The organism is Mesorhizobium sp. M7A.F.Ca.US.008.03.1.1 (assembly GCF_003997495.1).
In the GTDB taxonomy this organism is placed as follows: Bacteria; Pseudomonadota; Alphaproteobacteria; order Rhizobiales; family Rhizobiaceae; genus Mesorhizobium.
Window position 1 is genome coordinate 1 of the sequence record NZ_RZRU01000007.1, and the last position, 21,106, is coordinate 21,106.

Annotated in this window: 22 protein-coding genes; 9 read left to right on the forward strand and 13 right to left on the reverse strand. The window is 63.2% G+C overall.

Annotated elements, in window-relative coordinates; all coding sequences use genetic code 11:
• The coding region (locus tag EOA16_RS11155; RefSeq protein WP_164754224.1) for a transposase at positions 1 to 286 on the forward strand (286 nt) is incomplete at its 5' end.
• A gap of 341 nt (positions 287 to 627) precedes the next feature.
• Here EOA16_RS11155 and EOA16_RS11160 read toward each other — a convergent pair.
• The 6 genes from EOA16_RS11160 to EOA16_RS11185 are packed head-to-tail and all read right to left on the reverse strand — an operon-like array spanning position 628 to position 6,437.
• On the reverse strand, positions 628 to 1,563 hold the full coding sequence (locus tag EOA16_RS11160) for a phosphatidate cytidylyltransferase (RefSeq protein ID WP_127257922.1): 936 nt from the start codon (positions 1,561 to 1,563) through the stop codon (positions 628 to 630).
• The gene (locus EOA16_RS11165; protein ID WP_127257924.1) at positions 1,563 to 2,225 is read right to left on the reverse strand and encodes a lysophospholipid acyltransferase family protein; all 663 of its coding nucleotides are present in this window, start codon (positions 2,223 to 2,225) and stop codon (positions 1,563 to 1,565) included. Before EOA16_RS11165 ends, EOA16_RS11160 begins: the two co-directional genes overlap by 1 nt.
• Positions 2,222 to 2,665, reverse strand: coding sequence for a hypothetical protein (locus EOA16_RS11170; RefSeq protein WP_127257926.1), 444 nt, complete (start codon positions 2,663 to 2,665; stop codon positions 2,222 to 2,224). Before EOA16_RS11170 ends, EOA16_RS11165 begins: the two co-directional genes overlap by 4 nt.
• The gene (locus EOA16_RS11175; protein ID WP_127257927.1) at positions 2,662 to 3,987 is read right to left on the reverse strand and encodes a phosphatase PAP2/dual specificity phosphatase family protein; all 1,326 of its coding nucleotides are present in this window, start codon (positions 3,985 to 3,987) and stop codon (positions 2,662 to 2,664) included. The genes EOA16_RS11170 and EOA16_RS11175 overlap by 4 nt, the downstream gene beginning before the upstream one ends.
• A 5-nt stretch (positions 3,988 to 3,992) precedes the next feature.
• Complete coding sequence (locus EOA16_RS11180; RefSeq protein WP_245455907.1) at positions 3,993 to 5,780, reverse strand: bifunctional alpha/beta hydrolase/class I SAM-dependent methyltransferase; 1,788 nt, start codon at positions 5,778 to 5,780, stop codon at positions 3,993 to 3,995.
• A gap of 48 nt (positions 5,781 to 5,828) precedes the next feature.
• Complete coding sequence (locus tag EOA16_RS11185; protein ID WP_127257931.1) at positions 5,829 to 6,437, reverse strand: CDP-alcohol phosphatidyltransferase family protein; 609 nt, start codon at positions 6,435 to 6,437, stop codon at positions 5,829 to 5,831.
• Between the two features lie 196 nt (positions 6,438 to 6,633).
• Here EOA16_RS11185 and EOA16_RS11190 point away from each other — a divergent pair, with 196 nt between their 5' ends.
• From EOA16_RS11190 to EOA16_RS11200, 3 genes are all read left to right on the forward strand, one after another.
• Complete coding sequence (locus EOA16_RS11190) at positions 6,634 to 7,113, forward strand: MarR family transcriptional regulator (RefSeq protein WP_027038640.1); 480 nt, start codon at positions 6,634 to 6,636, stop codon at positions 7,111 to 7,113.
• Complete coding sequence (locus tag EOA16_RS11195; protein ID WP_127257933.1) at positions 7,110 to 8,303, forward strand: HlyD family secretion protein; 1,194 nt, start codon at positions 7,110 to 7,112, stop codon at positions 8,301 to 8,303. Before EOA16_RS11190 ends, EOA16_RS11195 begins: the two co-directional genes overlap by 4 nt.
• A 304-nt stretch (positions 8,304 to 8,607) precedes the next feature.
• The gene (locus tag EOA16_RS11200; protein ID WP_127257934.1) at positions 8,608 to 10,140 is read left to right on the forward strand and encodes a DHA2 family efflux MFS transporter permease subunit; all 1,533 of its coding nucleotides are present in this window, start codon (positions 8,608 to 8,610) and stop codon (positions 10,138 to 10,140) included.
• Between the two features lie 50 nt (positions 10,141 to 10,190).
• Here EOA16_RS11200 and EOA16_RS11205 read toward each other — a convergent pair whose 3' ends face one another.
• Positions 10,191 to 10,700 carry a CAP domain-containing protein gene (locus EOA16_RS11205; RefSeq protein ID WP_127257936.1) on the reverse strand — a complete coding sequence of 170 codons (510 nt, stop codon included), beginning with the start codon at positions 10,698 to 10,700 and terminating at the stop codon, positions 10,191 to 10,193.
• A 59-nt stretch (positions 10,701 to 10,759) separates the two neighbouring features.
• A complete protein-coding gene (locus EOA16_RS11210; protein ID WP_127257938.1) occupies positions 10,760 to 11,116 on the reverse strand; it encodes a helix-turn-helix domain-containing protein in 357 nt (118 codons plus the stop codon).
• 106 nt (positions 11,117 to 11,222) lie between these two features.
• Here EOA16_RS11210 and EOA16_RS11215 point away from each other — a divergent pair, with 106 nt between their 5' ends.
• Positions 11,223 to 11,939 carry a glutathione S-transferase family protein gene (locus tag EOA16_RS11215; protein ID WP_127257940.1) on the forward strand — a complete coding sequence of 239 codons (717 nt, stop codon included), beginning with the start codon at positions 11,223 to 11,225 and terminating at the stop codon, positions 11,937 to 11,939.
• Positions 11,940 to 12,079: 140 nt separating this feature from the next.
• Here the strand turns inward: EOA16_RS11215 and EOA16_RS11220 are convergent, their stop codons facing one another.
• The gene (locus EOA16_RS11220) at positions 12,080 to 13,303 is read right to left on the reverse strand and encodes a TadE/TadG family type IV pilus assembly protein (RefSeq protein ID WP_127257942.1); all 1,224 of its coding nucleotides are present in this window, start codon (positions 13,301 to 13,303) and stop codon (positions 12,080 to 12,082) included.
• Between the two features lie 301 nt (positions 13,304 to 13,604).
• On the opposite strand from EOA16_RS11220, the gene EOA16_RS11225 reads away from it, so the two are divergent.
• Positions 13,605 to 14,429, forward strand: coding sequence for a DUF2189 domain-containing protein (locus EOA16_RS11225; RefSeq protein WP_127257944.1), 825 nt, complete (start codon positions 13,605 to 13,607; stop codon positions 14,427 to 14,429).
• An 11-nt stretch (positions 14,430 to 14,440) separates the two neighbouring features.
• Here the strand turns inward: EOA16_RS11225 and EOA16_RS11230 are convergent, their stop codons facing one another.
• On the reverse strand, positions 14,441 to 15,073 hold the full coding sequence (locus tag EOA16_RS11230) for a LysE family translocator (protein WP_127257946.1): 633 nt from the start codon (positions 15,071 to 15,073) through the stop codon (positions 14,441 to 14,443).
• A gap of 129 nt (positions 15,074 to 15,202) precedes the next feature.
• Positions 15,203 to 17,188, reverse strand: a complete 1,986-nt coding sequence (locus EOA16_RS11235; protein WP_206517331.1) for a TadE/TadG family type IV pilus assembly protein — start codon at positions 17,186 to 17,188, stop codon at positions 15,203 to 15,205.
• Between the two features lie 230 nt (positions 17,189 to 17,418).
• Here EOA16_RS11235 and EOA16_RS11240 point away from each other — a divergent pair, with 230 nt between their 5' ends.
• Positions 17,419 to 18,279: a TIGR01459 family HAD-type hydrolase gene (locus EOA16_RS11240; RefSeq protein ID WP_164754226.1), complete on the forward strand. Its 861-nt coding sequence runs from the start codon at positions 17,419 to 17,421 to the stop codon at positions 18,277 to 18,279.
• A gap of 6 nt (positions 18,280 to 18,285) precedes the next feature.
• Positions 18,286 to 19,266, forward strand: a complete 981-nt coding sequence (locus tag EOA16_RS11245; RefSeq protein WP_127257950.1) for a bifunctional riboflavin kinase/FAD synthetase — start codon at positions 18,286 to 18,288, stop codon at positions 19,264 to 19,266.
• Between the two features lie 17 nt (positions 19,267 to 19,283).
• On the opposite strand, the gene EOA16_RS11250 is transcribed toward EOA16_RS11245, so the two are convergent.
• Positions 19,284 to 19,838 (reverse strand): HdeD family acid-resistance protein, encoded by a 555-nt coding sequence (locus tag EOA16_RS11250; protein WP_127257952.1) that lies wholly within the window; start codon positions 19,836 to 19,838, stop codon positions 19,284 to 19,286.
• A 194-nt stretch (positions 19,839 to 20,032) separates the two neighbouring features.
• Here EOA16_RS11250 and EOA16_RS11255 point away from each other — a divergent pair, with 194 nt between their 5' ends.
• The gene (locus EOA16_RS11255; RefSeq protein WP_127257954.1) at positions 20,033 to 20,839 is read left to right on the forward strand and encodes a MipA/OmpV family protein; all 807 of its coding nucleotides are present in this window, start codon (positions 20,033 to 20,035) and stop codon (positions 20,837 to 20,839) included.
• Here EOA16_RS11255 and EOA16_RS11260 read toward each other — a convergent pair.
• Complete coding sequence (locus EOA16_RS11260; protein WP_127257956.1) at positions 20,829 to 21,086, reverse strand: hypothetical protein; 258 nt, start codon at positions 21,084 to 21,086, stop codon at positions 20,829 to 20,831. The genes EOA16_RS11255 and EOA16_RS11260 overlap by 11 nt on opposite strands.
• Positions 21,087 to 21,106: the final 20 nt, after the last annotated feature.

A 21,106-nucleotide genomic window follows, 5' to 3' on the forward strand; every position in this document is an offset into this window, starting at 1 on the left:
GAACCATTCGACGGCAGGCAGAAACAGGCTTGGCGTGATTACCCGCGCTGGCGACGAGATGCTTCGAAGCGTGCTGGTGGCGGGCGCCACTGCCCTCATCCAGCACATGCGGCGCGGCAGCAAACGGATCTGGCCCTGGCTGCAGGCCCTGATTGCGCGCAAAGCCCCCAAGCTCGCGGCGGTGGCGCTGGCCAACAAGCTGGCGAGGATCGCTTGGAAGCTGATGGTCAGCGGCGAGCATTACAGCCCCATCGACGCCATCCGCCCGGAGCCTGTGCAGCCGTAAGAGCATTAAGCCAGTTCAGCTTGAGCCGCGCGCTCAAGCTGAGGCCGGAACTTGCAAGCAGAGGAGAAGATGGTGTGACCGGTCGAACCGGGACCAGCGAGGCATTCCGAGGTGCTCACCGGCAACCAATGCCGCGTACGTGTTTGGAACTCGCTATCCGTGAAGCCCATCTTGGCCAGCGCTCACAAATCCGCGCGCAAAAGGCCGGACATATGAGCGCAAGCGATCCGATCAAACTATCTCAGCCAAGCCTTGCAAGCAGGGGGCCGTCCACATATGAGCACCGGAAGCGCAGAAAACGCCATCAGATGGCCTCCGGAGTAGAGTTTCCAAACAGGCTCTCAGACCGTCCAGAAATAGCGTACAATGTGGAAGAACACCGGCGCAGCGAAGACCAGGCTGTCGGTGCGGTCCATCATGCCGCCATGGCCTTCGATGAGATGGCCCCAGTCTTTGACGCCCTGGTCGCGCTTGATGGCCGAGGCGACCAGCCCGCCGAGGAATCCCATCGAGCAGGCGACGAAGGCCACGGCTGCCGCCTGCAGTGGCGAGAAGGGGGTCACGAACGACAACAGCGCGCCGAGCAGGCTTGCCGACACCAGTCCGCCGATCAGCCCTTCCCAGGTTTTCGACGGCGAGACGTTCGGCGAAAACCGGTGTTTTCCAAAGAGCTTGCCGAAGATGTACTGCAGCACGTCGCTGCCTTGCACGACGATGATCAGGAAAGCGATCAGCAGCAGTGTACGGCCTTCGAAGCCCGGCACATTGAGTGTCAGCAGGGCAGGGACATGGCTGACGCAATAGACCGAGATCATCACCGCCCATTGCTGCGCGGCGATGCGCTCGAGGAAGCGTTCGGTGTCGCCATGCAGCGCCGTGATGGCCGGCATCAACAGGAAGCAGTAGACCGGAATGAAGATGACGAAGAGCCCGTACCAGGCGGTCCACACCAACCAGTACTGAAACGGGATGATGATGCCGAACATGCCAAGCAGCACCCAATGGTCGCTGCGGCGCGTATGCGTCAGCGTCACGAATTCGCGCAGCGCCGCGAAGGAGATCAGCGCAAACAGGATGGTCATCCCGTAACGACCGAAGAAGAAGGCGACCGTCATCAGCGCAACCATCACCCACCAGGCGTTGATGCGCTGGGTCAGATTGACCAGCGTCGAACTGAGCGGCTTCGGCGCTCGCGCCGAAAGTATGGTGGCGACAACGCTGGCGGTGGTCAAAACCGCCAGCAGGCCGATGATCAGGATGGAGATCTCGTGGCGCATCAATCGTCTCGCTCGGGACGCGGGTTGAGCGCCAGAAGCGTGGCGTGGGCGCGTTCGAGGAAGGCGCGGCGTTCCTCGCCCGGGCCAACCGCGACCGGCGCGCCGAAGACGACGCGGCACAGCAGCGGCACCGGCAGGAACTGGCCCTTGGGCAGCACGCGCGACATGTTCTCGATCCAGCACGGGATCAGCTCGACCTCAGGCCGCGCCGTCGAGAGATTGTAGAGCCCGGAGCGGAAAGCCAGCAGCGGCTCTTCGGTCATGTTGCGGGTGCCCTCGGGAAACAGGATCAGCGAGTGGCCCTGGTCGAGAACCGACAGCATGATCTCGATCGGGTTTTCCTCAGGTTTCGTCCATTGCCGGTTGATGAGCACGGACGACAGCATGTCCTGCGCGATGAAGCGGCGCAGCCGCGACTTCCCCCAATATTCGCCTGCGGCAACCGCGTGCGTGATCGCGCGCTCCCTTTCGCTGAGACAGGCCGACAGCAGGATGAAGTCGCCATGGCTGGTGTGATTGGCGAAATAGATGCGCTGCCGGTCGGACGGCAGGCTGCCGCTCCAGATCGGACGCACGCCGGTCACCATCCAGGCCAGCGCCGAGAGGCCGACGGACGTCACGGTCTGCAGCAAGGTGAAGGTTTTCAGCGAAAGCTTGTTCATCGCGGCGCCCAAAACCCCGCCGCCAGAAGCGCTGCGGCAAACAGCGCCAGGGCCGCGCGCTGCTTGAACAGCAAGCGGTTTGTGCCGGCCATGCGGTCTTCGAGCGAGCGTGTCGCGGACGGGGCCGGTTTCAGGCGCATGCGCGTCAGCATGTCATCCACCGCGCCGCCGCCGGAAGCTTCGTCGTCATGGCTCGCCATCACCCGGAACAGCAGCGCGTCGAATGCCAGCAGCGCCGACAGCGCCAGCACGGCGACAGCGCTCGCGGCGGTGATCGACAGGGCGAAGGCCGCCGGCAAGTTTTCGAAAGCGCCGCGCGTCGAGGCAGCCAGCGGCGCAAGAATATTCGCGGCCACCACGAGTGCAGCCGGCCAAGCGGCCTGCCGCATCAACATGCCGGCGAAGCGGTCGGTGCGGTCCTGATAGGGATTGCCGGTCATGACGCCACCCGCTCCGTGGCCTCGGCGAGATGAACCGGCCGGCCGGCGGCCGCGAGCATCTCGCGGGCAAGCGCTGGCGTCGTGGCCTTGCCGGTCGCCACCAGCCATTCGGCGACGACGCCAGCGCTGCGCTGGAAGCCAAGCGCGCAGCACACCAGGACGGTGCCGTCGCGACGCGCACTCTCCAGCGCGCCGGCTGCCTGCTGCCGTATCGCCGCCGGCGGTGGCAACAGGTCGACCATCGGAAAGCTGATCCAGCGGCAAGCGGCTGCCGCCGGCTTTTCAAGTTCGGCGGCGAGGTCGATGACCGTGCCGAAGCTGTTGGCCTCGCGTGCCGTGGGAAAGCGTCCGAGAAAGACGCCGTCGGCAATCGCCACCTGGGGAGCAAGATTGCGCGTCCACGCCCATATGTTTGCCCGGGCGCCGAGGCGGTAAGGCAAGAGCAGGACACGGCTTGCCAGCGTGATGCCGCCATCGGCGGATTTCTGGAACACTTTTTCGCCTGCCCCTGCATAGGCGAGGGCGACGATGGCCAGCGCCAGCGCCGGCCAAAGCAGGAAGAGCGCGACAGCGCAAACGAATGCACCGAGCGCAGCACCCGCCAACGCGAGCACGGCGCCCAGCGCGTAGAACCGCGCCAGCCGCCGCGCTTTCGCATCATTGGTCAGCCGGAAGCCTGAAAACGGCAACGCGCCGCTGCGCGGAAACAGCCACAGCGCAAAGAACCCGAGCAGCGCGCCGGTCGGGATGTCGATGAAATGATGCTGCCAGGTCGTCAGCACCGAGGCGCCGATGAGGAAGCACCAGCCATGCCAAAGCGGCAGGAGCAACCCGCCGAGTCGGTGGCGCCAATGATCCCAGATGATCACCAGAAGGGCGATGTGCAGCGAGGGCGCCTGGTTGAACGGCTTGTCGAAACCGCCGAGCACGGCAAACAGGAAGCCCGGCAGGCCGGTCGTCGCCGGTCGCACGAATGTCGCGGTCAGCGGGAACAGGATGAAGCAGATAACGGCGACGATCTGCGCGGTGAGATAGCGTGCGGCCAGACGGTCGACCCCTTGCCTGTCGTTGTTGAGCAGCAGCGACAGGCCGTAGAACAGGTTGATCGACCAATAGGGCACGATGGTCCAGGCGACGAACGGAATGCTGTGTTCGAAGGAGAACACGATGCTGCCGACATCGTCGCGCCGCGACGCCAGCCAGTTGGCGAAGCCGTAGCTGAGGTAGAAGAACGGCGCCAGGAATGCCAGCCAGAGGGCTGTCCTGACGACCACCCGGCTATAAGGTTCGGCACGCGCCATGGATGCAGGCGATGAGACCATGCTGTTCAGCGGCGCCGCGCGACCGAGACGGTGAAGATGCCCCATTGGTCGATGCGCTGGTCGAGCTTGTCGAAACCGGCAGCTTCGACGAGCTGGTCCATCTCGCCCTGCGTGCGCCGCCGCATCACCCAGGCTTCGCCGCCACGATGCGAGGTCAGGCTGCGTGCGATCATCTCGAGTTGCGGGTGCCAGGGCTGGTTGGTGTAAAGCAGCAGGCTGCCCGGCTGCATGGCGCTGGCCAGTCCACCGAGCGAGCGGGCGATCATCGCATTGTCCGAGAACAGCTCGTAGAGGCCGGAAACGATGGCAAGGTCCGGAGCCGGATCGATCGAAGCGAGCATGTCGGCATCGAAAGCGTCGGCGCGCTGGAACGAGACATCAGCCGCCAATTGCCGCTCAGCGATCAGCTTGCGGCCAAGCTGCACGTTGAGGTCGGAATAATCCTGCAGGCGCACGCTCGCCGGCTGGTCGGGGCTCTTCACGATGGCATCGAGAACATAGCGGCCGTGGCCGGCGGCGATGTCGAGAATGTGCGCCGGCCGACCTGCGGCCTTGAGCGTCGCCAGGCACGAGCCGATGAGTTCTTCGAGATGCAGCTTGCGCTGGCGGATGCCGCGCCAGCCGATGGCCTCCAGGAAGACACGGTCGACGACGCGGCCAAGAGGTGTGAGACCCCGCGCGTCGTTCTCATAGACATAGTCAAGCGTCGAGCCGGAATCGAAGCCGGTGGCGATGCCGGTCTTCATACCCATCGAGACCCAGGCGCCCATGCGGATGGAGGCGCGGCTGAATGCCCAATAGAGGCCTTTGGGCGACAACAGAGCGAGCGGCGAGGCAAGCCTGTCGGCCTCGTCGCGGGTGTAGCCGGCAATGTCCGCCTGCTTCAGGTCGACAGATACGTCTGGTGCTGCAAACTGCTTCGCCAGGAACGGCCGGATCAGGTCGAGGGCCTGCGCGCGGTCGCGCTCGCCCAGCGTGTCGTGGAAGAAACCCGGTAACACATGGCGTTCCTTGGCGCGGCTGCCGAGATTGACGAAAAACTCATGCTGCGGGCCGTGGCGCACCACCCAGTCGCTGCCCGAGAGCAGAAGCTGCGTCGGCACGGTGATGGCGCGGGCATCAGTGACGATGCGGGCGGCATGCTGGTAGAGTTCGACCAGGATGTTGGAGGCGATCGGCCGCGTGATCAGCGGATCGCTCTCGAAGGAGGCGATGCGCACCGGGTCATGGGTCAGGAATTTCGCCTTGACGTAGGAATTGACGAAGAAGCGGCCCTTGAGCTTCTGCCAGAGTGCGATGCCTTCCCTGGCGAAGGGCACGTAGAGTTTTACCGAGAAGGCCGGTGAGGCCAGCACCATGGCGCGCAACTTCGGCGCATAGTCATGCACCCAGGCGGCGGCCAGCACGGCGCCGAAGGACTGTGCGATCAGCGCGATATCCTGCGTGGCGAAGCCATCCCTGGCGGCAATCTCGCGCATGAAGCAGTCGATGTCGCGCACCAGCGCCGAGAAGGAAGGGGCATAGCCGCGCTCGCCGGACGAACGGCCATTGCCGCGCGCATCCCACGCATAGAAGGCGTGGTCCGGCATCCGCAATTCGTCGACGAGATGGGCCATGCGGCCGCCATGCTCGTGGCCGCGATGGAAGAGCACCACCGCACCTTTGGCATTGGCCGAAGCCGCCGGCCAGAATCGGTAGAAGATCTCCGTCCCGTCATGGCTGCGCAAGACCCGCTCCTGCGCTTGCCGCGCAAGGCTTTCCGTGGCCGCGGCGGCGATCGGTTCGTGCATCATGGTCTTTCCCTCTGGCGGCCCCACTGGCGGCATGGCGAGCCTCGATGCTCAGCTGGCGCTGCCAATAAGGCCGGCGCGTATCCGGTTTATGGCGGTCAGCAGCGAAAGCGTTGCCATGGCCGGAAACACACATGGCGCTATCGATGCCGGCCACAGCCCTGCGGCGTACAGCACGGCGACGACGCCGAGCGCCAGCGCCCTGTCGCTCTTGCCGAACGGCCCGGCGTAATTACGCTCGATCTTGGCGGCGACGCCGAGCACGCCGGCAAACTCGGTCAGCACGGCCGATATCGCGAAGGCGACGACGCCCCATGCGCCAAATTCCGGAAAGACGGCAAAAGGGAGTATAAGCGCGAGGTCCGAAACGACGTCGCACAACTCGTTCAGATACATGCCCAGCGTCGAGGCTTGGCCATGCTCGCGCGCCAGCATGCCGTCCACGGCATTCAGTGCCATGCGCACGAACATCACCGCGGGGATAAGCAGCAGGAGCCAGCGCCAATCATGCCAGATCGCAATGGCCGCGCCGGCAGTTATCGACATCACGGCCGCCAGGATGGTTACGCTGTTTGCGGTGACCCCGATTGCCGCCAGCCGATTGACCAGCGGCCGCAGTCGACCCTGAAAGGCCGGCTTGAGAGCGTAAAGCGTCGGCATTGCGTTGATCCCCCGATCCTGTTCAGCGGCTGTACATCAATATGCCGGACGCGGCCAGCGTAGACGGCGCGCGGCCATCATGCGTTCGCAAATCGCTAACCATGATTGGTCCGGCAAAGCCGTCATGGCACATTTGCCGGCTTCTTGTGCAACGCGGCATCTTGAATAGTAAGCACGCTTATTATATATGTCACTCATGGTTTCTGATGGCATCGACAGATTGGGCTTCTTGATCCACGACGTGCAGCGCCTGATGCGCAAGCGCTTCGAGGCGAGGGCCAGTGGCTTGGGTCTTTCTTCGGCGCAATGGCGGCTTCTGGTCCGCGTTGCCAAGGAAGACGGTGTCGCGCAGGCGCGGCTGGCCGAACTTCTCGAAATCGAGCCGATCAGCGTTTCGCGCCTGGTCGACCGCATGGAGGAGGGAGGCTGGATCGAGCGTCGTTCCGACGCCGCCGATCGTCGCGTCCGCATGATCTTCCTGACGCCCAAGGCAAGCGATGCCTACGCCGTGATCAAGAGCATTGCCGGAGAAGTCTATGAGGAATCGCTGGTCGGCGTGAAGCCGGAAGCCCGTCGCGTCCTCATCGAAGGGCTCGAGGCGATGGTCCGCAACCTGACCGACGACGAGACGCCGTCCATTGAAAAAGTGAAGAATACAGAGGGCGCAGCAGCATGAACGCGGTAGCCAAGATAGACGAGAAAGTGACTGAGCTGGAGATGGAAGCGCCGGAAAAGCCGGCCGCGGCCCCAATCCCAGCCGCAGCGGCGGTTGCTCCTCCGGTGCAGCCAGCCCCGGCACCGGTGAAGAAAAAGCGTCGGCTGGGCCGCTTCCTGCTGATGGTCGCGCTGCCTGCGGCATTGGCTATCGGCGGCGGTTATGTCTGGGTCACCGGCGGCCGCTATCAGGAGACGGAGAATGCCAATCTGCAGCAGGCCAAGGTGTCGATCGCTTCCGACACGGCCGGCCGCATCGTTAAGGTCGACATCTTCGATAACCAGCTGGTCAAGCAGGGTGACGAGCTGTTTGCCATCGACCCCGAGCCATACCGGATCGCGCTGGCGCAGGCCGACGCGGCGGTGGCGGGAGCGCGTCTCAATGTCGAGCAGTTGCGCGCGGCCTATGGCCAGTCGATGGCTCAGCAAAAATCCGATGCCAGCCAGGTCGCCTTCGCCCAGTCGCAGTTCGATCGCGCCGCCGATCTCGCCCAGAAGGGCATCAATGCCAAGTCGTCGCTCGACGAAGCCAAGAATGATCTCGACAAGGCCAAGCAGCAGCTCGCCGTTGCCGAGCAAGGCATCATCAGCGCCAAGGCAGCCCTTGGGGGCAATCCCGATATCGAGACCGACAAGCACCCGACCGTGATGGCCGCGCTCGCCGCGCGCGACAAGGCGGCCTACGACCTGGCGCAGACCACGGTCAAGGCGCCGGCGGACGGCATCGTCAGTCAGGCCTCGTCGTTCAAGGTCGGCCAGTATGTCGGTTCCGGCACGCCGCTGTTTTCGCTGGTCGAGACCGGCGACACCTGGATCGATGCCAATTTCAAGGAAACGCAGCTCACCCACATGAAGCCCGGCCAGAAGGCCGAGATCGTGGTCGACACCTATCCAGGGCGTACCTTCGAGGCGACGGTCAAGGCGATCGGCGCCGGCACGGGAGCCGAGTTCTCGCTGCTGCCGGCCCAGAATGCCACCGGCAACTGGGTCAAGGTCACACAGCGCATCCCGGTTCGTCTCGAACTGACCGATGCAGACGCCAAGATGGCGTTGCGCACCGGCATGAGCGCCACCGTTACCGTCGACACCGGCGTGGCGCGTGGCCTGCCTTCGATCTTCGGGCACGCCACGGCTGGCGAGGCCGCGCAGTAACGTCAACAGAATGCCGCAGGACCAGCGGCGGAGGTGAATAGCAGGATTGGTCTGATGGGAGGAGCTGGAGGATCAGCGTTTGGGCGCGCCGCGTAGCGGCCTGGCCGAAATCTGAAATCTCCGAGGCAGACCCGTCGGTCCTCATGTTTCCGGGCGGCAGGCATCCGCTCATCAGAGACTTTCAGTCGATGTAACCCCCACATCGACAATCGCGTCCCACCGCGACGAGGGTCTCTCAACGGAAGGCGTCGCCGCCCGGAAACCCCTTGTACACGTTTTTGTTACCTGCTGGAAGTTCCACGCCATGAGCACGCCCGAACCCTTCAAAGAAGTGCCGCATCGCGGCCTGATCACGGTCGCGCTCATGCTGGCGACGATCATGCAGGCGCTCGACACGACGATCGCCAATGTCGCGCTGCCGACTATGACCGGCGATCTCGGCGCCTCACCCGACAACATCAACTGGGTGCTGACCTCCTACATCGTCGCCGCCGCCATCATGACGCCGGTCACCGGCTGGCTGGCCGACCGCTTCGGCCGCAAGGAACTGTTCCTTGGGGCGGTTGTCGGTTTCACCGTGTTCTCGATGCTGTGCGGTATCGCCTGGAGCCTGGAGAGCATAGTGTTCTTCCGGCTGATGCAAGGCGTGTTCGGCGCCGCCATCGTGCCACTGTCGCAGACCTTCCTGCTCGACATCAACCCCAGGGAACGCCACGGCCAGGCAATGGCCATCTGGGGCGCCGGCATCATGCTGGGGCCCATCCTGGGTCCGACGCTCGGCGGCTGGCTGACCGAGAATTTCAACTGGCGCTGGGTGTTCTTCATCAACCTGCCGGTCGGCATCATCGCCTTCCTCGGCATGGCCGCCTATCTGCCGGCGGTTGCCCGGCGGGTGCGCAGCTTCGATTTCTTCGGCTTCGCCATGTTATCGCTCGGTGTCGGCGCGCTGCAGCTGCTGCTCGACCGCGGCGGCGAGGTCGACTGGTTTTCTTCGGTCGAAATCTGGATCGAGCTTGCTCTTTCGATCACCGGATTCTGGGTGTTCATCATCCATACGCTGACGGCGGAACGTCCTTTCATCGACCCCAAGATCTTCCTCGACCGCAATTTTGTGACCGGGCTGGCATTCATCTTCGTCATGGGCGTGCTGATCCTGGCCTCGATGTCGCTGCTGCCGCCGATGCTGTCGACCATCTTCGGCTATCCGACCGTCACCATCGGTGTCGTGTTGGGGCCGCGCGGTGTCGGCACCATGATTTCGATGCTTGTCGTGGGGAGGCTCATGAGCAGGATCGACGCCAGGATTCTTGTCGTCATCGGCTTTCTGCTCACGGCGCAATCGCTCTACACCATGTCCAGCTTCACGCCGCAGATGGACAATTGGCTGATCCTCAGCTCCGGCGTCATCCAGGGCCTGGGGATGGGAATGGTGTTCGTGCCGCTGTCGACCGTCGCCTTCGCCACGCTTGACGTGCGCTTCCGCACCGATGCCACGGCCCTGTTCAGCCTGGTGCGCAATCTTGGCTCGTCCATCGGCGTGTCGGTCGTGACGGTTCTCATGGTGCGCAATACGCAGGTCAACCACTCAGAGCTTTCGGCCTTCATCAACCCGTTCAATCCGAATCTGTGGGCGGTCTCTCCAGCCGCCGCGAGCGGCGATCCGACGGCGCTTTCGCAGGTCGATCGCCTGGTCAATCTCCAGGCGATGATGATCTCCTACGTCAACGACTTCAAAATACTCATGGTGATGACGCTGCTTGCCATTCCGTTTGTTTTCCTGCTGCGCAAGCCGAAGCAGGCGCCTGCCGGCGGCGCGCCAGCCGCGCATATGGACTAGCTTTCCATCAAATCATCTTGGGTGTGGCGCACGAAGCCGGCACGTTTTTCCTATTTCCCGAGCACCAGGCTCCAGTAACGGAGCTTGCTGTCGCCGCCGTCGCGCACATAGGCAAGGCCGAAGCGTGTGAAGCGCGGGTCGAGCATATTGCGGCGATGGCCCGGTGAATGCACCCAGATGTCGAACAGCTTCTCGAGGTCGAAACGACCCTCGGCGATGTTCTCCGCCGCGGCACCGGAAATTCGATTGTCCTTGACGCGCGAGGCGAAATCCTTGCCCCAGCCGGTGGTGTGGCTCATGCGGCGGCGCTGCGCCATGTATCCTGCCTGCTGCAAGGCGGCCTGTTCGAGCTGCCGGTCGGGGACCAGCGGCGCGAGCCCGACCGAGGCGCGGATGCTGGCCAGCGTGCTGGTGGCGGAGGAGGAGACCCCGGCGCCTTCGCCGGTTGGCAGTGAAACGGTGCTGCAGGCGGCGAGGCCCGCCAGGGCCGCGAGGCCGGTCAGCACCATGCGCCTGTTCAGATTCGGGATCGGGTGGTTTTGGATTTTCGCAATGGTCATGCCCCTGAGATAACGTCGATCATGGCTTTTGCCGGGCAGTGCAGCGAAAATCGAAGATGTCAGGCGGCTGTTTCGAGATCTGCGTCCGAGGAAATGCCCATCCGGTCGTCTTCCGTATCCACCCACCACGAGCCCAGCGCGTCGATGAGCGGTACAAGCTTGCGGCCAGGCGCGGTAAGGTCGTAGTCAACCCGCAGCGGATAACCCGGACGAACCGTGCGCCGCACGATGCCGGCTTCCTCCAGCTTGCGCAGTTCCAGCGTCAGGATGCGATGCGACACCGTCGGGTTGTCGCGTCTCAGATCGCTGAACCGCTTGGTGCCGTCCTTCAGATAATAGAGCAGCAGTGTGGGCCAGCGACCACTGAGCACGCGCATGGTCTCTTCGATCGGGCAGCGTGAGACGACGTCTTTCATGGGCGGGTCCTGGTTACAGAATTGTGCGTAATTTACATGGGACGACCAGCGTTTAGGGTCAAGTTTCGCTGCGCGGCGTGATCCCCTCAATCACGGAAGAAAACAAATGGAACCTATCCTGCTTTATGGCTTCCCGGCGGGAAGCTCGATGGGGCTCGTCGCTGCCTTCGAACGCGTCGGGCAACCCTATCGCCTGTGCCGCGTCGACATGCTCACCGAGATGAAAAATGATGCCTATGCCAGCATCAACGACCGTCAGGAAACGCCGGTGCTGATCACCGACGAAGGCCGGGTGCTCACCGAGACAATGGCCATCGCCGCATGGCTCGAAGCCCGTGACACGCAGCGCCGCATCAGCTTCGAACCGCGCACGCCGCAAGCCGACCGCATGCACCAGCTGATGGCCTTCGTGAACACCGGTTTCACCGCCGCCTTCAGCCCGCTCTGGGTGGCATTGGAAATGGCGGCGGATGAACCGGCGCTGAAGGCGACCTTGCGGGAGTTCGGTCGCAAGGCCGTTGCGGAACGTCATGATCGGCTCGAGGCGATGATCGCCGATACGGATTTCCTGGTCGGCGACGGGCTGACTCTTGCCGATACCACGCTGATCGGCGTGGCACGCTGGGCGGAATTTCACCAGGCGATCGACGGCGCCGCCTATCCCAAGCTGGCCGAATTGCGCCTTCGCATCGAAGCCGATCCGGCCGTGCGTTATGCCCTGGCTGTCGAGGATGGCGAACAGCCCGCCGGTTCTGGCGCCTGCCTTGGCCACGTCCCCCTTATCGAGGTGATCGATCGCTTCGCGGCACCGGCGCAATCGTAGCGATACTCTATTTCAACCAGGATGTGCCTTTGTGAGAGGCACTGATCTGCCGGAGTGCGGTCGCCGCACTCCGGCATTGTTAAACGCGACCGCCATTTTTCTCAACGCTATCGCTTGCGCCGCCTGACGTCAGTCGTTTCTCATTTCACCAGAGTGATCATCCGATCGGCATACATTGTGCGATTTCCAAGCGCCGCCGCGCAGTCCGACTTGACGGACGAGTTTCCGGTCATCTGTATCGTATTGCCGACAAGCCTGAGACAGTCGCCCTGGGCGCTCATATCGGAGTTGCCGGCGTAGGAAATCGGCGCGTCCGGCGCGTAGATGAAACCGCTGAGCACCGAATTTGCGCCGCCATTCAATGTCAGGGCAGACGTGTTGCCGTGGTCCTGGAAAATGGTGATGCCGGCATAAGGGCCGCTGGTGGGTGGGGAAAGGTTCACCTTCTCATTGGCATTTATGTACATCTGAGCGCTTTCCATGAGGAATATGGTCACGCCCTGGCCAGCCAGGCTGCCGTTCCCCCCCGGCTTTATGGTGGTGCCGCGCATGATGTAGACGCCCGGATTGAGCGTGATGTCCCCCGACAATGTCTTGTCGCAGTAAGTGCCGGGCGACAGCGTGTAGGTTTTGCCGTTCGGGACAGGCAAACACAATGTGTAAGGGGGAGGAACGACGTCGGCCAATGGATCAAAGGATGCGTACCTATGTTCGTGCGGCGTTCCGCAGGCGAGACTGGCGCTGGGTGGCAACAGCCCGCTGGTGCCGCCGACGGTTGAGACACAGCCGGCTGAAACCAGTGCGGAGCCACCCCTGTTGACGGAATCGGACGCGTCCGAGTTCGCTGCGATCACGCAATTGTCCATCGAGACGTTGGTCGAGCCCTGCAGGTTCACGGCGGCGGACGCATGCGGATCGAGCGCCAGCACGCAGGCCTGCGCGCCAGGTTTTATCTTGACCGAGGCCGAGCGATAGGCCTGCCAGGGGGCCGAGGCGCTGATGAAGCTTGGGCGGCTTATGCTGGACGACAGCGAGATAAAGTAGGCGCTGGGGCCGCCGCTTGCCGTTGCCGCGAAAGCGGAGACGCTGCCCAGATATTCCTGCTGGTCGGCCACGCTCATATTGGCGGCGAAGAATTGCAGCCCAAGCTGCTGGACATCGCCGGCCGCCATATCGGGAGAGAACTTCGTGCCGATGGCTAGCCCGGCCGCGTCCAGCGAGTTCTGCAGTTGCGATGCGTCATGGCTCGTGCCGATCAGATCAACGGCGCCGGCCAAACCAATCATTATCGGCAGCATCGCGATGGCGGTGGTTATGGCAAAGTTGCCGCGCTCCGAAGACCAGAAGCTTTTCAACGCGAACATCGCCCCTCGCCGAACTTCGTAAAGCTCAGGTGATACGCCAGGGGTCTCTACGAGTAATTTAAGTAAATGCTAAAATACGTAAATGCTAAAATGCGGCACAATGTTTGGCCAAAACGAAGCCTGCCAAGGCACGACCATATGAGAGGTGATACGGAGAGTTGAGCACAACGAGGAACTTCTCCGTAGTCCATCGACGCGGCGACAATCGTCGCCAACTGTGCTATCGTGCCCTCTCGTTCTTGAAGTGGCAGCTCTGGCGGCCATCCTGGCGGTGACCGCCCCGACACACGGGAGGAAGGTTATGGCCGGCTTTCATGTCATGGCGGACGCACGTGGAATGCATGTGCAGCCAACGGTGCGCCGCATCACCACGTCGGACCTTTGGGATGCGCTGCGCCTCGGCGTCGAGGATTTCTGGGCAAAACCATCGCACTATGTGTTCCTGTGCCTGATCTATCCCATCGTCGGCCTGATCCTGACGCAGTGGACGTCCGGCGCCAACGCGATCCAGCTCATCTATCCCCTGATGTCGGGTTTCGCGCTGCTCGGGCCATTTGCGGCGCTCGGCCTTTACGAGATCAGCCGCCGGCGCGAACTCGGCATGAACACCTCCTGGCGGCATGCGTTTGATGTGCGGCGCTCGTCCGCGGTTCCGTCGATCGCTGTCATCGGCATCATGCTGGTGGCGCTGTTCCTGTTGTGGCTCTACACCGCGCAATCGATCTACACTGGCCTGTTCGGCGACCAGCCGCCGGCCTCGATCGGTGGCTTCATCCGCGACGTGCTGACCACCAGCAAGGGCTGGACGCTGATCCTTGCCGGCAATGCTGCGGGCTTTGTCTTTGCCGTAATCGTGCTGGCCACCACCGTGGTTGCCTTCCCGCTGCTGCTCGACCGGGACGTCGGCGCCGTTTCGGCGATCGAGACCTCGGCGCGGGCGGTGATGGCCAACCCGCTGCAGATGGCGCTCTGGGGCTTGCTGGTCGCCGTGCTTCTGGTGATCGGTTCGATCCCGCTGTTTGCCGGGCTAGCCGTCGTCATGCCCATCCTCGGCCATGCCACCTGGCATCTCTACCGCAAGGTGGTCGAGCCGGAGCGGGCGCAGCAGACAAGACGGCCGATGTAAGGTCTGCGCTCTCAGCGCTGCGCGTCGGTCGCCATCTTCAGCGCCAGTGCCGCCAGCACCGTGCCCATCATCCAGCGCTGGATGACCAGCCACAATGGCCGTCCGGCGAGGAAGGTGGCGATCGAACCGGCGGTCACCGCGATGACGGCATTGACGCTGAGGCTGATCGAAATCTGTGTCGCGCCGAGCACCAGGAGCTGCGACAGGACATGGCCCTTGCTGGGGCTGATGAACTGCGGCAACAGCGACAGGTAGAGCACGGCCACCTTCGGATTGAGCAGATTGGTCATCAGGCCCATGGCGAAAAGCTTGCGCGGCCGGTCCCTCGGCAATTCGCGCACTTCGAACGGCGAGCGTCCGCCCGGCTTCACCGCCTGCCAGGCCAGCCACAGGAGATAGAGCACGCCGGCAAAGCGCAGCGCATCATAGGCGTAGGGTACGGCGAGCAGCAGCGCGGTGATGCCGAATGCCGCCGCCAGCACATAGAAGACAAAGCCGAGTGCCACGCCGCCAAGCGAGATCAGCCCCGCCTTCGGCCCCTGCGACAGGGAACGCGAGATCAAATAGATCATGTTGGGGCCAGGCGTCAGCACCATGCCGAGGCAGACCAGCGCGAAGGCGAGATGATTGGCTGTTTCGGGCATCTGTTCTTCCCCAGCGCGCCGCGAATGGATGCACGATCCGGCAGGCGGCCCACATGTGCCTGTCGCTGCAGGCGCGCGCAAGTGCATGGCGGCGCCAGCCGTTCTTCCAGCTAGCCCGATGCCTACGGATCAGCCGACGATGCGCAGGTTCGACAATTCGTTGCCGATTTCCTTGAAATCGTTCGACAAGCTGGCGCCGGTGGCGTTCCAGAACAGTTTTGCCGGCTTGCTCGCGTCCGTCGGATCCTTGCGGAAGCGCGAGTTCGACGAGCAGGATTTCAGCGCCTCGATCGCCTGCTGATCGGCGGTTTTGGTCGTGGACAGGTCGAGCGCCACCGTCATCACCATGATGTTGGCTGCCTTGGCGTTGTTGCAAAGCGTCGCCATCTGCTCGTTGAGCGCGTTGGTATAATTGCCGTTCGAATAATCGAATTGGCCAATGGTGCTCGATGTGCCCATGAACAGGCGGCCCACCGACGTGCCGTTGTAGCCGGGTTTGAGATAGCCGTAGGACGCATAGGTCGACTTCGAATCGGCGGGGTCGGAATAGCCGAGCGAGGAAGGCGTGTAGTAGGTGTTGGCGCCGTCGGTCAGCACGATGACGACCTTGTCGTTGCCTCTCTCGGTTTCCGGGCGGCCTTGCGTGAACGGCTCGCCGCTCGAAACCACCCGCCAGCCCCAGGCCATGCCTTCGGGAACATTGGTGCCGCCATCGGGCTGCATCAGATCGATCGCGGCCTTGATCGCGTTAAGCCCAGTCGCAACGCTGACATCGGTCAGCGGCGTGATCGGGTTGGTGGAGCAGCTGTAGTTCGGCCCGTTGCCGGCGGCCAGCGCGGGCGCATTGATCGGCCGCGGCTGGAAATATTTGGCCATGTTGCGCAGCCGGGATTGGCCGGCGCTGCTTGTCGGGTCGTCATTCCACCAGCTGTTGATAGCGCCATAGGCCGTCGGCGCGGCCTCATCCGGATCCTGAGTGATCTTCCAACGGTTGCCGGGTTCGTCCGGGGCGAACATCGGCACGAACATCGTCGCCGGATCGCCAACCCCTATGCCGGTGTTCGCAGAGCCGCCGGAAGGCGCCGCGTCGTTGATATTGTAGGGATAGGGCCTGGCCTCGACGCAACCCTGCCAACTGGCGAACGGGCCATACGAATCGATGTAGTCGTATTCGTCGTGGTCGCGTTTGCAGGTGTTGTTCGAGTTGTATTCGTCGCACACCACGCGCTTGCTGTTGACGACACGCTCATGGTTGGTGACGACCTTCATGTCGCGGTAGAGCGAAAACCGGGTCAGCATCTGGCCTTCGTCGGTACCCCATCCGGTGCCGCGCTTGTACCAGATGCCGTTGGTCTGCTGGGCGTATTTGTCGGCTGCGTTCAGCGTCGACCAGTCGAAATTCTCGTTCGATACCGGCGACAGTCCTTCGGTGTCCATCCAGGACGCGTTACCGTTGCCGGGTCCGACATTGACCGAGGCGGCAAACGGCACGAGGCCGAACTGCACCGGCCTGTCGACCTGCTTGATCATCGCCGCCTGCTGGGCCAGCGTGTCGACCAACTGTTTGGCCGCGGTCTTGAGAAGGTCGATGCGCGTTTGCCCCGAGCCCGTTCCGGTCTTGGTCATCGAACCGGAATTGTCGAGCACCAGGGCGACTTCAAGAGTGTTCTTCAGCCGCACTTCGGAGGTGACGTTGAAGCTGATCCTCTGGTTGGCGTCGGTTTCGGATTTGCCGACGAGCTGGCCGAAGACCGGATAGAAATAGGGCTTGTAGTCAAGCCGCGCACTCATCTTGAGCAAGCCGCCCCCGGTGGTGTTGCTTGGCAGGGTGACGGTGAGCGTCGTGCTGGCGGGGTTGATCTTGTTGAGGTTGGCATTGAAGAAGTCGAGCGCATAGGCCCTCAACTGGTCGTCGGTAGCACCCTCCGTCAGCCGGCGCGCCGTGGCGAAGTTTGCGGCATCGAGCGCATTCGAAACCGTCTGTTTTTCGCGGCTCATCTCGGTGAAATCGACGGCAATTGCCAGGGCGCCCATAAGCGGAACCATCGCGACGACGGTCATAAGAGCATAGTTGCCGCGCTGGTCGCGGCAGAACTGACGCCAAAGTTCATGCATGTCTTGCAGCGGCCCCCGCCGGCGGATTCTCGATCGATGCCAGCTTTCCACAAAACGCTGAAGGCCGCGTTTGGGGAATCGCTCGATTGCCGGGGCAGCGCTTCACCAACCGCTAACCAATCGTGCCTGGCGAAAGCTGATGACAGGCCGGGGCGGTTCGGCTAATCCGAACCGGCTGCGGCGAACCGTCGGTCGCGGCGATCGCAACGATCATGACTGAAGGAAACGGCATGGCGGATTCGCCTGAAATCATCGGCTCGCTCGAAGACGTGTCGAGGGCCTATTTGGCAATCCTGTGCGACGTCTGGGGCGTGGTGCACAATGGCGAAACGCACTTCCCGGCGGCGGCCTCCGCACTGGCAAGGGCTCGAGAGGCGAAAATCCCCGTCGTCCTGATCACCAATTCGCCGCGCAGAAGTGCCGATGTCGTGGCGCAGATGAACGCGATCGGTGTTCCACCGTCAGCCTACGACCGGGTGGTTACCTCAGGCGACGTGACCCGGGATCTGATCGCCGAAGGGCCGCGCAAGATTTTCCATATCGGCGCCGACCGCGACTTCACCCTCTATGAAGGTCTCGACGTCGAGCTTGTCGAGGAGTTCGAGGCGTCCGGCGTCGTCTGCACCGGCCTGTTCGACGACGAGGTCGAGAAGCCCGAGGATTACACGGAGCTCCTGCGGCGGCTGCGCGCCCGGAACCTGCCTTTCATCTGCGCAAATCCCGACATCGTGGTCGAGCGTGGCGAACGCATCATCTGGTGTGCCGGCGCGCTGGCGCGTGACTATGCCCAGCTCGGCGGCCGCACATTGATCGCTGGAAAACCTTACGCGCCGATCTACAATCTCGCGATGAAGGAGGTTGCCGAGATTCTTGGCCGGCCGGTCGAGCGCGGCCAGGTGCTGGCCATCGGCGACGGCATGATGACCGATGTGAAGGGCGCCGCCGACAATGGCTTCGATGTTCTTTATGTCTCCGGCGGTATCCATGCCCGCGACTATGGCGATGCCCTGCAACCGGATCCGGCAAGATTGGCGGCGTTCCTGGAAAAGCATGGCTATGGTCCGGTGGCCGTCATTCCCAGACTTCGGTAGGTGACGATGGCAGCCTTCCAGCGCATCCTGGCAACCGCGCCGCTTCCCGCCAACCTGCGCGGCGGCGTGGTGGCGATCGGCAATTTCGATGGCCTCCATCGCGGCCATCAGGCGGTGCTCGATCGCGCCTCGGCCGAGGCCGGACGGCGCGGCGTACCGGCCTTGGTGCTGACATTCGAACCGCATCCGCGCAAGATCTTCAGGCCTGATATCCCGTTGTTCGTGCTGACGCCGCCGCCGATGAAGGCGCGGCTCCTGTCGCTGCTGGGCTTTGCCGCGCTCGTCGAGCAGCCGTTCACGCGCGACTTCGCCTCGCTGTCGGCGGAAGCGTTCGTGACGGATGTGCTGGAGAGGAATCTTGGCATTACCCATGCCGTGACCGGGTTCGACTTCCATTTCGGCAAGGATCGTCAAGGCGGTCCGGCCTACCTGATGGCGGCGGGCGAGCGTCACGGCTTCGGCGTCACGCTCGTCGACGCCTTCCGCGACGAGGGCGCCGAAGTGGTGTCGTCCAGCCGCATCCGCGGATTGCTGGGCGAGGGCGAGGTGGCTGAAGCCGCCGGGCTGCTCGGCTACCGGTTCACCGTCGAAAGCGAGGTGGTCGGCGGACAGCAGCTTGGCCGCACGCTTGGCTTTCCAACCGCGAATATGAGGCTGTCGGCTGAAGCCGCACTCAAGGAGGGCATCTATGCCGTCCGCTTTCGCCGCGCCGACGGCACGCTTCACGACGGCGTCGCCAGCTTCGGCCGTCGCCCGACCGTCGATGACAATGGCGCGCCGCTGCTTGAAACCTTTGTTTTCGACTTCTCCGGTGACCTCTATGGCGAGGTTTGTCAGGTTTCCTTCTTCGGTTTCCTGCGCCCGGAGGTGAAGTTCGATGGGCTCGATGCGCTGGTCGCGCAGATGAAGCGCGATGAAGCCGAGGCACGCGCGCTGCTTGCCGGTGTCAAGCCGCTCTCCGACCTCGACGCGGCCATGGCTTTTTGAGCCAGGCGTGATCCCGGCTACTTCTTCAGTGCCAGGCCGACGGCGACGAAGGTCCAGCCCTGGAAGATCAGATCGATCGCAAGGAACAGACCGAGCACCCACAGGCTGTTGACCGGCCAGCCCATGGCGATGATCAGGCCGGCAAGGGCGCTGACGACACCGGCAGCGACGATCCAGCCCCAGCCGCGTTCCGGCCGATGGCTGTAGCCGACCCAGGCCCTGAGCACCCCTGACGCGACCAGCGCGATCGCCAGCAGGAACGTCAGCACCGCTGAGGCAAGCAACGGATTGCCGAAAGCGAAGAAGCCGGCAACGGCGTACAGCAGTCCGCTGAGCAGCCAGTAGAAGAAGCGGCTCCAGGTCTTGACGCCGAACGCATGCACGATCTCGATGATGCCCCCCATCAGCATCAGCCATCCCACGACGTAGACGGAAGCCACCGTGGCGACGAACAGATTGGCAAAGGCAATGCCGCCGAAGATGAGCAGCAGCACACCGAGCGCGACAAACCATCCCCATTTTGTCCGTGTCTGTTCGATCGCGATCTTCAAGGCGTCGCCATGCAGGGTCATTGTCGCGGTCTCCATCGAGGGCTGCGGAATACTGCGGATGGAAGGTAATCCGGGCGCGGGCCAACGTCCAGTCGATGACCGGCAGCCGGATCGCGGCAAAGCGCGAACGTATGTCTCGGGTTTAAATCAAATTTTACCAAACGACCGTCAAAGCTGTCATCGATAATCATATGCGTTGTGTTAGTGGAGTGGCCATGAGTCCGGTCGGAAGAATCTCTCTGGTGTTGGCCGCTGCGATGCTGGGTGGGGCGGGTGCCGCCAATGCGGGCGAGGGCAGTTGGCTGTCCGGCGACTGGTATCTGACCGTTGGCGCCACCGGCATGGTGGCGCCGAATTTCGAGGGCGGCAAGAAGTACCTGCTCAGCGCCTCGCCGATCATTTCGCTGGGCAAGGCCGGACCGGCGGCCCGCTTTGTCTCGCGCAACGACAACATCTCGCTGGCGCTGGTCGACGATGGCGGTGTCCGCGCCGGCCTGACCGGCAAGTTCCTGTTTTCCCGTGACGATGACAACGCCGATGAGCTGAAGGGCCTCGATCCGGTGCGCTGGGGCGGCGAAGTCGGCGGCTTCTTCGAATTTTATCCGACGGACTGGCTGCGCGCCCGCGCCGAGCTGCGCCACGGCATTCGCGCTCACAACGGCTTTGTCGCCGACATTGCCGCCGACGCCTTCTACGATGTGACGCCAACCGTCAGGATTTCGGGAGGACCGCGTGTTTCCTTCGCCTCAGGCAACTATTTCGACGCCTATTATGGCGTCAACGCGCAGGAAGCGGTGGCCTCCGGCCTGAGCGAATACCATCCCGGTGGCGGGCTGAAATCGACCGGCCTCGGCGGCGCCATAACCTGGAAGGTGACCGAGCCGATGACTGCCAGCCTGTTTGGCGAATATTCGCGCCTGTTGGGACCGGCGGCCGATTCCAGCCTGGTCAAGGAGCGTGGCGACCGCAACCAGTTCACGGTCGGCGTCTCGACCACCTACCGCTTCGATTTCACGATGTAGGTGAATCGAACGAGAGACGCTTTATTCCTGCGTCTATCTCCGCTAAAAGCCCACCAATGACGAGCTTTTCGCGCCTTCGCGTGCTGACGATACGAATTACCGGCCCGGTGTTCCGGGCGGCCTGAGGGTCGCCGGAGCCGCCGGGAATTCTGCGCGCGGCCTCTCGCGCTTTTTCCAGATCATCAGGCATGTCGCCCAAAAGTGGCCCCGGTTTTGGGAAAACGACATGCGCAAAAGTATAGTTCAACGCCCGAGCTCTTTTGCCGC

What these genes read in the sequence shown, in the direction of transcription:
- EOA16_RS11250 (WP_127257952.1), bottom strand. Translation starts at nt 19,838, where the DNA reads ATGACCCTGCATGGCGACGCCTTGAAGATCGCGATCGAACAGACACGG.
- EOA16_RS11185 (WP_127257931.1), bottom strand. Translation starts at nt 6,437, where the DNA reads ATGCCGACGCTTTACGCTCTCAAGCCGGCCTTTCAGGGTCGACTGCGG.
- EOA16_RS11245 (WP_127257950.1), top strand. Translation starts at nt 18,286, where the DNA reads ATGGCAGCCTTCCAGCGCATCCTGGCAACCGCGCCGCTTCCCGCCAAC.
- EOA16_RS11225 (WP_127257944.1), top strand. Translation starts at nt 13,605, where the DNA reads ATGGCCGGCTTTCATGTCATGGCGGACGCACGTGGAATGCATGTGCAG.
- EOA16_RS11210 (WP_127257938.1), bottom strand. Translation starts at nt 11,116, where the DNA reads ATGAAAGACGTCGTCTCACGCTGCCCGATCGAAGAGACCATGCGCGTG.
- EOA16_RS11180 (WP_245455907.1), bottom strand. Translation starts at nt 5,780, where the DNA reads ATGATGCACGAACCGATCGCCGCCGCGGCCACGGAAAGCCTTGCGCGG.
- EOA16_RS11195 (WP_127257933.1), top strand. Translation starts at nt 7,110, where the DNA reads ATGAACGCGGTAGCCAAGATAGACGAGAAAGTGACTGAGCTGGAGATG.
- EOA16_RS11240 (WP_164754226.1), top strand. Translation starts at nt 17,419, where the DNA reads ATGGCGGATTCGCCTGAAATCATCGGCTCGCTCGAAGACGTGTCGAGG.
- EOA16_RS11170 (WP_127257926.1), bottom strand. Translation starts at nt 2,665, where the DNA reads ATGACCGGCAATCCCTATCAGGACCGCACCGACCGCTTCGCCGGCATG.
- EOA16_RS11160 (WP_127257922.1), bottom strand. Translation starts at nt 1,563, where the DNA reads ATGCGCCACGAGATCTCCATCCTGATCATCGGCCTGCTGGCGGTTTTG.
- EOA16_RS11175 (WP_127257927.1), bottom strand. Translation starts at nt 3,987, where the DNA reads ATGGTCTCATCGCCTGCATCCATGGCGCGTGCCGAACCTTATAGCCGG.
- EOA16_RS11215 (WP_127257940.1), top strand. Translation starts at nt 11,223, where the DNA reads ATGGAACCTATCCTGCTTTATGGCTTCCCGGCGGGAAGCTCGATGGGG.
- EOA16_RS11255 (WP_127257954.1), top strand. Translation starts at nt 20,033, where the DNA reads ATGAGTCCGGTCGGAAGAATCTCTCTGGTGTTGGCCGCTGCGATGCTG.
- EOA16_RS11235 (WP_206517331.1), bottom strand. Translation starts at nt 17,188, where the DNA reads ATGCATGAACTTTGGCGTCAGTTCTGCCGCGACCAGCGCGGCAACTAT.
- EOA16_RS11220 (WP_127257942.1), bottom strand. Translation starts at nt 13,303, where the DNA reads ATGTTCGCGTTGAAAAGCTTCTGGTCTTCGGAGCGCGGCAACTTTGCC.
- EOA16_RS11200 (WP_127257934.1), top strand. Translation starts at nt 8,608, where the DNA reads ATGAGCACGCCCGAACCCTTCAAAGAAGTGCCGCATCGCGGCCTGATC.
- EOA16_RS11205 (WP_127257936.1), bottom strand. Translation starts at nt 10,700, where the DNA reads ATGACCATTGCGAAAATCCAAAACCACCCGATCCCGAATCTGAACAGG.
- EOA16_RS11190 (WP_027038640.1), top strand. Translation starts at nt 6,634, where the DNA reads ATGGTTTCTGATGGCATCGACAGATTGGGCTTCTTGATCCACGACGTG.
- EOA16_RS11230 (WP_127257946.1), bottom strand. Translation starts at nt 15,073, where the DNA reads ATGCCCGAAACAGCCAATCATCTCGCCTTCGCGCTGGTCTGCCTCGGC.
- EOA16_RS11165 (WP_127257924.1), bottom strand. Translation starts at nt 2,225, where the DNA reads ATGAACAAGCTTTCGCTGAAAACCTTCACCTTGCTGCAGACCGTGACG.